Annotated in this window: 12 protein-coding genes; 1 reads left to right on the top strand and 11 read right to left on the bottom strand. The window is 42.0% G+C overall.

Going from position 1 to position 11,800, the window contains the following annotated elements; translation table 11 throughout:
* Window positions 1-52: 52 nt before the first annotated feature.
* The 7 genes from KFE26_RS01520 to rfbB form a co-directional block, all read right to left on the bottom strand.
* Entirely contained in the window at window positions 53-1,528 is a 1,476-nt protein-coding gene (locus KFE26_RS01520; RefSeq protein ID WP_212599447.1) for a capsule assembly Wzi family protein, read from the bottom strand.
* Between the two features lie 90 nt (window positions 1,529-1,618).
* Complete coding sequence (coaD, locus tag KFE26_RS01515; RefSeq protein WP_212599446.1) at window positions 1,619-2,110, bottom strand: pantetheine-phosphate adenylyltransferase; 492 nt, start codon at window positions 2,108-2,110, stop codon at window positions 1,619-1,621.
* Window positions 2,111-2,180: 70 nt separating this feature from the next.
* Window positions 2,181-3,011 carry a hypothetical protein gene (locus KFE26_RS01510; protein WP_212599445.1) on the bottom strand — a complete coding sequence of 277 codons (831 nt, stop codon included), beginning with the start codon at window positions 3,009-3,011 and terminating at the stop codon, window positions 2,181-2,183.
* Between the two features lie 20 nt (window positions 3,012-3,031).
* The gene (gene rfbC, locus KFE26_RS01505) at window positions 3,032-3,571 is read right to left on the bottom strand and encodes a dTDP-4-dehydrorhamnose 3,5-epimerase (protein WP_212599444.1); all 540 of its coding nucleotides are present in this window, start codon (window positions 3,569-3,571) and stop codon (window positions 3,032-3,034) included.
* Window positions 3,572-3,581: 10 nt separating this feature from the next.
* Window positions 3,582-4,463: a dTDP-4-dehydrorhamnose reductase gene (gene rfbD / locus KFE26_RS01500; protein ID WP_212599443.1), complete on the bottom strand. Its 882-nt coding sequence runs from the start codon at window positions 4,461-4,463 to the stop codon at window positions 3,582-3,584.
* A 47-nt stretch (window positions 4,464-4,510) separates the two neighbouring features.
* Complete coding sequence (gene rfbA, locus KFE26_RS01495; RefSeq protein ID WP_212599442.1) at window positions 4,511-5,380, bottom strand: glucose-1-phosphate thymidylyltransferase RfbA; 870 nt, start codon at window positions 5,378-5,380, stop codon at window positions 4,511-4,513.
* Between the two features lie 91 nt (window positions 5,381-5,471).
* Complete coding sequence (gene rfbB / locus KFE26_RS01490; RefSeq protein ID WP_212599441.1) at window positions 5,472-6,530, bottom strand: dTDP-glucose 4,6-dehydratase; 1,059 nt, start codon at window positions 6,528-6,530, stop codon at window positions 5,472-5,474.
* A gap of 286 nt (window positions 6,531-6,816) precedes the next feature.
* Here rfbB and KFE26_RS01485 point away from each other — a divergent pair, with 286 nt between their 5' ends.
* Window positions 6,817-7,731 carry a WavQ gene (locus KFE26_RS01485; protein WP_212599440.1) on the top strand — a complete coding sequence of 305 codons (915 nt, stop codon included), beginning with the start codon at window positions 6,817-6,819 and terminating at the stop codon, window positions 7,729-7,731.
* Between the two features lie 75 nt (window positions 7,732-7,806).
* Here the strand turns inward: KFE26_RS01485 and KFE26_RS01480 are convergent, their stop codons facing one another.
* The 4 genes from KFE26_RS01480 to KFE26_RS01465 form a co-directional block, all read right to left on the bottom strand.
* Entirely contained in the window at window positions 7,807-8,367 is a 561-nt protein-coding gene (locus KFE26_RS01480; RefSeq protein WP_212599439.1) for an acyltransferase, read from the bottom strand.
* A complete protein-coding gene (vioA, locus tag KFE26_RS01475; RefSeq protein WP_212599438.1) occupies window positions 8,367-9,473 on the bottom strand; it encodes a dTDP-4-amino-4,6-dideoxy-D-glucose aminotransferase VioA in 1,107 nt (368 codons plus the stop codon). The genes KFE26_RS01480 and vioA overlap by 1 nt, the downstream gene beginning before the upstream one ends.
* Before the next feature lie 84 nt (window positions 9,474-9,557).
* Window positions 9,558-10,631, bottom strand: a complete 1,074-nt coding sequence (locus tag KFE26_RS01470; RefSeq protein ID WP_212599437.1) for a hypothetical protein — start codon at window positions 10,629-10,631, stop codon at window positions 9,558-9,560.
* A gap of 24 nt (window positions 10,632-10,655) precedes the next feature.
* Window positions 10,656-11,705 carry a glycosyltransferase family 9 protein gene (locus tag KFE26_RS01465; protein ID WP_212599436.1) on the bottom strand — a complete coding sequence of 350 codons (1,050 nt, stop codon included), beginning with the start codon at window positions 11,703-11,705 and terminating at the stop codon, window positions 10,656-10,658.
* Between the last annotated feature and the right edge of the window lie 95 nt (window positions 11,706-11,800).

The raw sequence follows: 11,800 nt of genomic DNA, 5'->3' as shown, positions 1-11,800 counted from the left end.
AAAATGCCAAGCAAGTGCTTGGCATTTTTCGTTATTTAATCAATTATATCTGTCAAAAACGATACTCAAAACTGCTAAATAGCGTGGCATTGGTATCATTTTCTTGAACTTCAAACTCCGATCTCGATACTGTTCCACCTAAGCTCCACATGCCTTTCCACACAGGCATACGGTAAGAAAGCTCCAGCATCAATAAATCTTCTTTTGGCGGTTGTGGCGCCCAAGTGTTTGCCACATTGGAGCCATCTTTATTCAGCTTCGCATAACGCAGCAACGAGGTAAAACCACGGCTGTTATTAAACTGGCCAACTAATCCAACCACGAACACTTGTGCATCGCTATCATAGGTAGAACCCAAAGCACGACCATAGTAGCGAGCACCACTCAGATAGACAGGATCCTCATAGAAACAATTGGCACTATCACCATCGCATTTTACATAGGTGTCCGAATATTCCATGAACAACTTAAACTGCTTACCCGATGTGCCAAAATGGGTATCAATACCCCAAAGTGAGCCGCAGTCACTACCATTTTCACAACTATGTTCGAGATATAATCCAACGGGGATATCCTGCAAAGTATCGGCATAACGCATATCAATACTTTGAGTTCTATGACCTGCATCGCGGCGCTCATTGGGCGCACAATCATTTGTACCATCGATACAAACAGCATTACTCGCAACCGAATCCCACCAAGAGTCAAAGTTACAATCTTGGCCCTCACCACAAAATAAGGTCGACCAAGACAATCCCACTTCTAACTGTTTAATCGGTCTTGCACTTAAGCGCATATCCCACTCAGCCGTCTTAGGCACAGCACGATCCACTTCAGTTAAGCTAAATCCGGTTTTAAAGGTCCAAGGGCCAATCCAAGATAACCAAGGTGTTTCAAAAGCCGTGGCATTGTTACGGCTCAAGGTTAACGATGACATAGGGCGGGCATTATTAGAACGATGTAGAGCCGAGTCAAACCCCGGTCCCCACCACTGCTCAACCGCGCCTAAGGTTGCGATCCAATTGCCAAAAATGATGGCAAAATAAGACTCATCAAGGCGGAAATTTTTATTATCTTGCGGATCATAGGTTTCTGCCACAGTCGCCTTATAAGCAACACGCGATCCTAAATACTCGTAGGAGCCCAGCACTTCACCTTTCTCGCGATAGTCAGAACCATAATGTTGAAAGCGAGCAGGATCAGATGCTGCCGATACTTTTATCCGTGCATTACCACGATTATCGACAGCATTTTGATAATAAAAATTAACCCGTGCAAAGGCTTGTACTAAAGAAGGAGAAAGCAGCTCAGGCTCAATTTTCGCTAAATCACCACCAATGCCAGACCACATCAATGGATAAGTATTCACAGGCACAGTGATCACACCCGCATCAGCAAGTGCTTGAATGTCAGCTCTAAGATATATATCAGAGGCATCGACCCAAGGTGCAGCAGCAAGCATTGAAGAAAAAAATAGGCCAGAGGCAATGCTAGTAGCAAGGATCGTGGGGGAAAAAAAAGCCTTCATAACATCCTTTTAAGTATCATCACAAGGCAACAATGCCTCAAAGTTAACACAAAACTCCTACGTAAAAACTATCTAGTTCGCAGGTAAAATCTAAGGTTTAACCAACTTAAGCTTTGCCACCAATGCAGCCGTTACTTCAGGGTGAACAAACTGGCTCACATCGCCACCATGCAGGGCGACTTCCTTTACTAAGGTGGAAGATATAAAAGAATTCTCCTCAGCGGGCGTTAAAAATACGCTTTCCAGATCAGGGCTCAATCTGCGATTCATATTTGCTAATTGGAATTCATATTCAAAGTCGGATACCGCGCGTAACCCACGCACAAGTACACTGGCCTTTTGCTCCTTGGCAAAATCCACTAGCAACCCCGAAAACCCCACCACCTCGACATTATCCAAATGAGCAGTTACTCGATTGACCAATTCAACTCGCTCTTCAAGGGTGAATCTAGGCTGCTTGGAAGGATTAGCCGCAATGCCAATCACCACATGTTTAAACAGTTTAGCCGCACGCTCAATCAAGTCGGCATGACCATTGGTGATAGGATCGAAAGTTCCTGGGTAAATTGCTCTTGTGTGCATAGTAAAAGTACATCCCACCGCTATCATATATTCATTAAAGGCACCCAAGAAGATACCCTAAAACACGCTGCTAACTTAATTTACGCTTAAATGCCATCCACTTCCGCCGAAAACGATTTAAGGATCGCATCCACTTCTGCGGATGAAATGAAACTAACTTACCGCCACGCTGAACACAAGTTATAGACAATAGTATCTCATTGAGAATAGCGATCACCTTAAGCTTTATCAGCTCTGGATTTTTACAACTCGCGTTATACCAGCCTTTACCTTGTTTGGTAGGAAACATATAAGTCGACAAATGGTTTTGTATTTCAACACAGCTACGGGCAAACTCAATCTTGCCATGATTGACTAGAATCGACGCTTTAAAATCATCATCGCAACCAATCTTATCGAACGGTAGTAATAGCCCGATATCCTTCATATGTACTGCCAATAAATAAGACGCCATCCACGCATCACCCGTCACCTGGTTTAACTGAATGGTCTGTTTAAAATGCTTTATATCGCCCACTACCTCACCAAAGCTAGCGCGATTAATAGCCTGACTAATAAATTTCACATTAAGGGATGAAAACGGCCAATGGTGGCAAAAAGTATCATTAGCAAAAATCAGTACATCATCATCTGCTATATTAATCTGCTGTCGAACATGGGCAAGCCCTTCGTCCCAAGCAGAAAACTCCCAACCTTTATTACTGCCTTCAAGCTCAAAATCAATAAAGTGATCATATTGAGTGGTTTGTGAACGCGCCTCAGCCGTATTGTATACAACACAGATTTTAACTTCGTCAGAAATTTTTGACAGGATATCGGCACTGTACTTAAGTGCGTTTTCCTTGTAATGCGGATAATAACTCACAAGAATTACTATCGCTTGGCGTTTTCGATCATACATTTACAGTAAACCTCGACGAACTAAAATGTAAAAGCATCGGCAAATGCCGTACCCATCTTATCTTTAGCAGACAATATGGGAGGGGCAGTTATCGGCCAAGCTATTGCTAACTCGGGATCATCCCAGGCAATACTCTGTTCAGAGGCTGGATGGTAGTAATCGGTACATTTATACACAAATTCAGCTTCATCACTCGTGACATAAAAACCATGGGCAAAGCCTGCAGGAATCCACAACTGTCTTTTATTTTCTGCGGATAAGTAAACACCAACCCAGTGGCCAAAAGTCGGGGAATTTTTACGTAAATCAACTGCCACATCGAAGACTTCACCCGAGGTAACTCGTACAAGTTTGCCTTGAGTTTGCTCAGTCTGATAGTGCAAACCGCGCAGTATCCCTTTACAAGACTTCGAATGATTATCCTGCACAAATAGGCAGTAGGCGACCTTTTGTTGGAAATCTTTCTGGTTCCAGGTCTCCATAAAAAAGCCACGTTCATCACCGAAAACTTGAGGCTCGATAATTTTCACATCTACAATGTTAGTTTCTATAATATTCATGGTCTTACTACTATAAATAGGTCTTAATGTCTTTAAACGCCAATCGCCAATCACTCGCATAAACACCTAAATTTGCAGCAATTTTTGTACAATTCAATCGTGAATTTAAGGGTCTTTTAGCGGCAGTGGGGTACTCAGATGTAGTAATAGGCTTAACTTTAATATGCGTATTTAGGCACCGTTGGGCATAGGCCTCGTCAAAAATATACTGTGCAAATTCATGCCAAGAAACATAGGGTAAACCACTAAAATGATAGATACCCCAAGGACATTCAGGCTTCATTGAGCGTTTTGCCATAGCGATCAGCGTGTCGGCAATATCACCCGCATAGGTGGGGCTCCCCAACTGATCACAGACAACACGAATATCCGACCGTTCACGGCCAACACGCAACATCGTTTTGACAAAATTAGGCCCAGTCTCGCCAAATACCCATGAGGTTCTCAAGACAAAATGCTGAGGATTTGCGTCAATAACAGCTTGTTCACCCGCTAGCTTAGTTTCACCGTAAACACTTCGAGGATCGACTGTATCTGACTCAATATAAGGAACCTTTGCATCACCAGAAAACACATAATCGGTAGAAACATGGATCATAGTGGCTTTAATCTTATTGGCCGCAACAGCTAAATAAAGAGGCCCCAAGTGGTTTACACGCTTTGCATTAAGCTCATCTTGCTCCGCTCTATCCACTGCAGTATAAGCTGCGGCATTGATCACGACATCAGGGCAAAAACGTTCAATGCAAGCATTTACGGCCAACTCATCGGTAATATCCAGCAAGTGTCGATCCACTGCCAATAATTCCACGTGGGTATTAATGCCGCCGCTCAGTTTCTCAACCAATTGACTACCGACTTGTCCTTTTGCACCTGTGACGAGTATCTTCATCGGCTTATCTACCCACAATGAATCGAACTGAATGAAAAGTCATAGGACTATCGCTTATCCATAAGTGAGACTAAATAGCGACCATAATCATTTTTTAACATAGGTTGAGCCAGAGCAATCAATTCAGCATCACTCAACCAGCCATTTCGCCATGCAATTTCTTCTAAGCATGCCACTTTTAGACCTTGTACGTTTTCAATTGTCTGCACAAAGGAAGAGGCCTGATGCAGACTCTCATGCGTACCAGTGTCTAACCAGGCAAAGCCACGCCCAAGAATTTCAACATTTAAGCTGCTGGCATTAAGGTAAATTTGATTCACCTCAGTAATTTCAAGCTCACCACGGGCAGATGGCTTGATGCTTTTAGCGATATCTATGACCGAATTATCATAAAAGTACAAACCAGTCACAGCCCAATTCGATTTCGGTGTGAGCGGTTTTTCTTCGATACTGATAGCGCGGTAATCTTGATCAAACTCCACGACTCCGAAACGCTCGGGATCTCGGACGTAATATCCAAATACCGTCGCCCCCGTAGGTCGGCTAGCGACCTGTTTTAAGGTTTTACTAAAAGATTGGCCATAAAAAATATTGTCGCCGAGTACTAAACAAACACTGTCACTACCAATAAAATCTTCTGCAATAATAAATGCTTGCGCTAAGCCATCGGGACTCGCTTGAATCGCGTAGGAAATGTGAATACCAAAGTCACGGCCATCACCCAATAATCGCTGGAAACTCGCATTATCTTCCGGTGTAGTGATCACTAACACATCACGTATTCCTGCCAGCATAAGTGTCGATAATGGATAATAAATCATTGGCTTATCATAAACAGGCAACAGCTGTTTGGAGACACCTCGAGTGATAGGATATAAACGGCTACCAGAACCACCCGCGAGAATAATACCTTTCATTGAATATCCTAAGATTTTAGATCCTAGTTTCCCAGTCAAAACAAAAATGACCGAAAACCTAAGATCTTATTGAAGTTATTGAGTGAAATGATTAAATGCCTAAACGCTCACGTTGATATGAGCCATCGTGTACATGCTGGCACCAAGATTGATTGGTGAGATACCATTCAACAGTTTTACGAATACCTGAATGGAAGGTCTCTTCAGGATGCCAGCCTAATTCAGCCGCAATCTTAGATGCGTCAATAGCATAACGCAGATCATGCCCAGGCCTATCATCAACATAGGTAATGAGATCACTATAACGATTTACACCGTTAGGTTTTGTCGGCGCCAACTCTTCCAATAACTCACAAATAGTCATTACAACATCGATATTTTTCTGTTCGTTATGCCCACCGATATTATAAGTCTCACCAATAACGCCCTGAGTCACAACTCGATAAAGTGCGCGGGCGTGATCTTCCACATATAACCAGTCACGGATCTGTTGGCCATTACCATAGACGGGTAAAGCCTTACCTTCCAAAGCATTCAAGATCATCAAGGGAATAAGCTTCTCGGGGAAATGGAAGGGTCCATAGTTATTCGAGCAATTCGTGATGATAGCAGGCAAGCCATAGGTGCGTTGCCAAGCACGTACTAAATGATCACTGGAGGCCTTAGAGGCAGAATACGGACTACTAGGGGCATAGGAAGTTTTTTCAGTGAAAAGATCCGTCATATTGAGGAGATCACCGTACACTTCATCGGTTGAAATATGGTGAAATCTAAACTGTGACTGTCGCTCGGCATCGAGTCCACGCCAATAATGACGAGCCGCTTCCAGCAACTGATACGTGCCTATAATATTGGTTTCAATAAAAGCGGCTGGACCATCGATCGAACGATCGACATGACTTTCAGCAGCAAGATGCATAACAACATCAGGTTGATGAGCAGAAAATACACGGTCTAACTCGGCTCTGTCACAAATATCAACTTTTTCAAATTGATAGCTTGGATTCGATTCAACGACAGCCAGAGATTCTAAGTTACCCGCATAGGTCAATTTATCGAGATTCACGATCGAGTCTTCGGTGTTACTTAAGATATACCGGATCAATGCTGAACCAATAAACCCTGCACCACCCGTTACTAAGATCTTCATTCCAACCTCAAAAAATTATCACAAAAATTATGAGGTTTATGATATCAAACCACTCAGTAAAGGTACACGATCAACCAAAGTAACAGCATGACGGTAGGCACAAAGCCACAGCCTACCCAAAATATTGTTATGACTTTTCCTAAACAATCGGATGAATGCATTGAGATACCAACAAGCCTACACAAGCAGTTACAATACTTTCTAAGCAATGTTAAAATACTTAGCCTCGCTATCAAAATCAACAACTTAAGATAAAATGCACTTAAACAACATAATAGGTTAGATAATGCAAACGAGATACATCATTTTTGCACCTTCATATAACCGAACCTCTGGAGGCGTCATTGTTTTACACAAACTGTGCCATCTCATTAATGAGCTCGGTGGTAATGCTGTGATATCCCCTCTTTTTCAACAATATAAAATCAGCAAAAAAGATCTCTCTGGACTAAAAAAACTTATTAATAAGTCTATTGATGGGTTATTTAGAAAATATAGAACCAACCCTGAATTCAACACGCCGATATATAAAGGTGAAGTCACTGATAATGATATTGTTATTTACCCTGAACTCGTTTTTGGTAATCCTTTAAAAGCAAAGAACATCATTCGGTGGTTACTAAATCAGCCGGGTTTTTTTACCGGAGAGGTTTTCTATGGTGCTAATGAACTTTATTTCAAATTTGACCATGGTCTAGTCAATGACTTTCATTTCCATGGCTCGACATTATCGAATAACATTCTCAATATATTGCATATTCCCTATGAAATATACAATGAAAAAAATACGCAAGAGCCTAGAGTCGGTGTCGCATATTCAATCCGAAAAGATAAAATAAAGCCTAAGACATACCACCCAAAAGATGCAATTCTTATTGATGGTTTATCACATGAAGAAATTGCTAACATATTCAAAAGGGTGAAACAATTTATTTCATATGACGCATACTCAGCCTATTCATCATTTGCGAGCTTATGCGGCTGCGAGTCAATTGTAGTACCAGAGGAAGGGATCACAAAGGAACAATGGTATCCCAACATTGAGAATCGGTATGGCATAGCCTATGGATTGGAAGACTTAGAGTTCGCCAATTCGACCAGGTATCTAAAAAGACTGCACTTTGAAAAGCTAGATAAGCAATATGCTCAATCTGTGACTGATTTTATGCTGGAATCAAAAACATTTTTTAATTTATCCTGACGGCTATAGCCACAGGGGATATGCTTGGCATTTATTCAGCATAAATACTAGGCATATCTTTACGTAAAGTAAAACCTACTTAAGATTTGCAATATCTGCAACATTAAGTAACTTCCGCTGCCGTTCTTTAATTCTCTTTGCTGGCACGCCAGCGTATATGCCAAATTCATGGCATATGTTATTAACCAAAGATAATGCCCCAACAGCAACACCATCATGAATGATGGACTCAGGTAAGATCACACTACCACTGCCTATAACAACATGCCTTCCAATTAATACATCACCATGATTTACATTTGTAAATTCTGCTGGCACTGTGGGGTTTGTCATATACTCACCAGAGTAATCATCACTACTAGAATATACGCTGACACGAGATGATAATGTACTGTAATCAGATAACACAATTTTCCCAGCGCCAATCAATAAGGAAAAAACGGCTATGTGGACATAATCGCCAATGACGATTCCGCCAGCACCAGCGGATAACACACAAAAATCATCAATGCGAATATTATTACCAAGAGTAATTCTCTCAGCACCGTAGATAGATGCTTTATCTGAAATAAAAACTGCCTCTCCAACTGAAGCGATACCCATCTTTTCTAATTCATCGCGGCTCAAATAGGCCATTAGATACTCCTTATCAAGTCAATAATTAAATTAACATCATCCATTTCCATCTCATTAAAAATAGGAATGCACAAGACTTTATTTGACGTCTCATTCGCATAGGGAAGATGATCGACTGAAGCAGACTCTAAGCCTTTATACATAGACATATTACTGATTAATGGGTAAAAATAGCGGCGAGATAATATATTGTTTTTCTTTAGTTTTTCATAAAGCTCATCTCGACTCAGACGATAAGATGATTCAACCAACACAGGAAAATAAGAATAGTTACTGTTACTATCTTTAGATAATTCAGGCACACGAATCCCTTCGACGTCAGCAAGCTTCTCTCTATAGTGATGGTCGATAACTTTTCGTTGCTCTATCGCTTGGGTAATATGTTTCAACTGTACCAAACCAAAGGCGGCATTGATCTCACTCATTTTTCCATTTATGCCTACCGCAGTAACCGTTAACTCATCCTCAATACCAAAATTTTTCAACCTATCGATTTGCAATTTGGTCTCTGCATCAGGACTAATCACAGCTCCACCTTCAAAAGTATTAAACACTTTCGTGGCATGAAAGCTTAAAATCGATAAATCACCATAGTTAAGTAAACTCTGACCTTTGTAATTAACACCAAATGCATGGGCAGCATCATAAATGACCTTAAGTCCATGTTTATCTGCAATAACCTCGATCGCCTCAACATCACAAGGATTGGAGTAACAATGGACAGGCATAATAGCCGATGTCTTAGGTGTGATTGCAGCCTCAATTTTTTTAGGGTCTATATTGAACGTATTGGGATCTATATCTACAAAAACTGGCACGAGTCCATTCCATAAAATAGAGTGACTCGTAGCAACAAAAGAATATGGCGTTGTAATCACTTCTCCAGATATCTTTAATGCCTGCAAAGACGTGATTAGCGCGATCGTAGCATTATTAAATAATGAGACATGCTGTACCCCAAGATACTCACCCAGTTCTTTTTCGAGTCTCTGATGGAATGGGCCATTATTTGTTAACCAACGATTACGCCATATTTCTTCAAGATATGGGGTAAATTCATTCAGTTCGGGCAAGAATGGTTGAGTCACAGGGATCAGTTTAGACATATGTATTCTCTCAATAAATAATGCAGAAATATTGCAAACTAGCCAGGTAAGATTAATAGGCTAAAAATGACTCATCATAAAAAATCAGCCAAGATCTAATAAAAATGCCAGCTCCTTCATCGCCACATCAAGTCCGTTAAGCTGCTCGCCTCTTGCTAATGATGTTATTAGCTGATTGGCTAATGTAGGATCTAAGAGCAAGGCAATCTTATGTCCTATGGCTTCTGATTTAGTTTCACAACTTATTACGTACTTTTCTGATACGCACTTTTCAATTCGTGGCGGCTGATCCTTCGATACGGGAACTGCTAATGTCGGTTTGTGCAGCGCTATCGCTTGTAATAAAGTATCCCCACCGCTCAATACGGCAGCCTTAGCCGCAGCCAGCATATTAATAAATTGCTGATTATTCAATTGAGGAATAACAACTACCCCCTCAAGCTCAGGCAGAAGATTGGGGTAATTCGGGCCGAAAACCATGACACTTAAAATACCAGATGCTTTATAACTTTCACTGGCAGCCTTAGCAAAAATATCAGCGGCTAGTTCACCATTCACCCTGTGACCACCAGAACCCGCATTGAATAATACAAACTCATTTTGCGTTAGCTGATATTGCGCTAATAATGCTGATTGGGTAATTGTATCTGGCTGGGTAAAGACAGGACCAATATTCAAAGGCTCAGGTCTATTAATTAGCTTCAGCTTAAGGCGATCTAACCAACTAATAGGGCCAATCACAAATTCTGGTTGCACGACCCAATGACAATCCGTCACTAAAGCGCGGCCAATTTTCATTCCACGACTACGCTTACGCTTATGCTGACTGATAAAGATTACCTTTGCACCGAGTTTATGGGCATGGACTAACTGCGATTTACGACCTGATGCGTCAAACAATACTATATCAGGCAGGAAATCAGACATGATTTGGTTAACCGCCTTGACTTGTTTAGTCGGCGTATCTTCGAGTAGCTCAGCAGGATAAGGGCACTGAGTCGCATAGGGAGCTTGTTGACTCAAAATAAACTTTATCTCGGCATTCGGCCAAGTTCTCTTCACCTCATCGGCAATGATCATTGAGCGCATATACTCACCTATGCCCTCAGCCGATGAGACTGGGATAAACAAGAACTTAGGGGCTTTTTGAGGAGCCATAATTAACCTTTAATCCAAATAAATTTATTCTGAAGCTTTAGTGTCATGCGCCACCAGCTCAAACTTCTCAATCACGGCTTCAACACTGATCAAAGCCATCAAATGCTCGCCTTTGGCGCGAGTTCCCCACTTAATTTGTCCACTATGTTGCGATCTCATGGCCTTATCATAGGCACTCACCACATATTGCTGCGATAAATACGGACCTGTGCGCCCAGGATTGGAATGGGCATATAAACCAATGACTGGGATACCTTGGGTAACCGCCATATGCGCAGGGCCTGTATCTGGTGCTAACACTAAGCTTGCACGTTTTAGCAGGGCCAATAATTGCGTCAGGCTGGTTTTGCCCACTAAATTATCGATTTTAGAGGGACAAGCCTGCAAAATTTGCTCTGCTAAATCCTTCTCAAGTTGAGTTGGGCCACCGCAAAGCATGACTCTAAATCCTTTCGCAATCGCATGGCTCGCAACGGCGGCATAACGCTCTGGTAACCAGTTACGTTCAGCCTTACTGGCTGCGGCGCAAATGATAAAGACTTTTTCATTGTCTTTAATCTGCGTCTGGGCAAATTCAGTATCCGCAATTGGCACAGGAATATGCCATTGAGGAGTGAGATCGTTAACGCCAATCGCCTTAGCGAATCCCATAAATCCTTCGAGCACATGGGGCTTGGCCAAGGGCTCCACCCTGTGATTTGTCACTAGCCACTGACCTTCTTTAGCGCGGGCACGATCAAAACCTATGCGCACCTTTGCCGAAATGGCTAATGAAGCCAAAGTGGCACGTAGCGCAACCTGCATATGCAGCAGCACGTCAAAACGTCGGCCTTTTAAGGCCTTACGCAAATTAAAATAGCTGCGCCATCCTTGAGATTTATCGAAAATAACAAACTCAATGCCGGGTAAATGCTTCAACAATTGATATTCGAGTTTACCGATCACCCATGTGATTTTGAGCTCGGGGTATTGCCGCTGAATCGCCTGCACCATTGCCACGGCATGACAGACATCACCGATAGCGGATAAGCGCAGCAAACAAAGAGAATTCATGGTATTGGGATTTAAACTCATTGGGATTGAAGCTAAAAGCTCTTAAGGTTATTTGGCGCAAGCTAAGGATCTTAATGTAGAATGGCCCTAGGTGCCACGCTTAAGTCAACAAATCT

Source organism: Shewanella sp. M16, assembly GCF_018224605.1.
Taxonomy (GTDB): domain Bacteria; phylum Pseudomonadota; class Gammaproteobacteria; order Enterobacterales; family Shewanellaceae; genus Shewanella; species Shewanella oncorhynchi.
This window is presented reverse-complemented; position numbering and strand designations above follow the sequence as displayed.